This is a genomic window from Campylobacter sp. 2018MI01, from assembly GCF_018501205.1.
In the GTDB taxonomy this organism is placed as follows: domain Bacteria; phylum Campylobacterota; class Campylobacteria; order Campylobacterales; family Campylobacteraceae; genus Campylobacter_E.
Genome location: NZ_JAHCZE010000153.1, coordinates 1 through 455, shown reverse-complemented (window position 1 = coordinate 455; position 455 = coordinate 1). Strand labels below are relative to the sequence as shown.

General features: G+C 40.9%; 1 protein-coding gene. It reads left to right on the top strand.

From position 1 onward, the window contains the following. Window positions 1–455 (top strand): hypothetical protein (locus tag KJQ97_RS09440; RefSeq protein ID WP_214120697.1); only part of this gene is annotated, 455 nt, incomplete at both ends.

The following is a 455-nucleotide window of genomic DNA, read 5'->3' as shown; positions in this document are numbered from 1 at the left end:
ATGCCATATATTGGCTGGCTGAGTAGTGAAGAAGGTCATACCAATCTGACCTTAAAAGAAGGTCAGCAAGATATCTATGTCGCAACGACAATCCGTCCACATGAGCAGGCATTATTGCCAACAGGTAAATATGACGCCCGTTTAGATGTTAAGGGTGACCTGTTAAATGTTGAAAATTTCCGCTACGAAGCAGAAAAAGGCAGTTTGACTGGACAAGCAAAAGTTAAATTACCAACTGAAAAACAACAGCTATCATGGCAAGCGCAACTCAAGGCGCAGGATTTTAATCCGCAAACGATTGCGGCAGCAGCACCGATTAACTTATTGAACGGTGAAATCAAAGCCAGTGGTTTTGCTAAACCAAATCAACAAATTATTCAGCTTGAACAGATTGACTTAAAAGGGCAATTGCCACAAGACAATAAGACAGAAACCATCGCTTTAAAAGGTAAAAG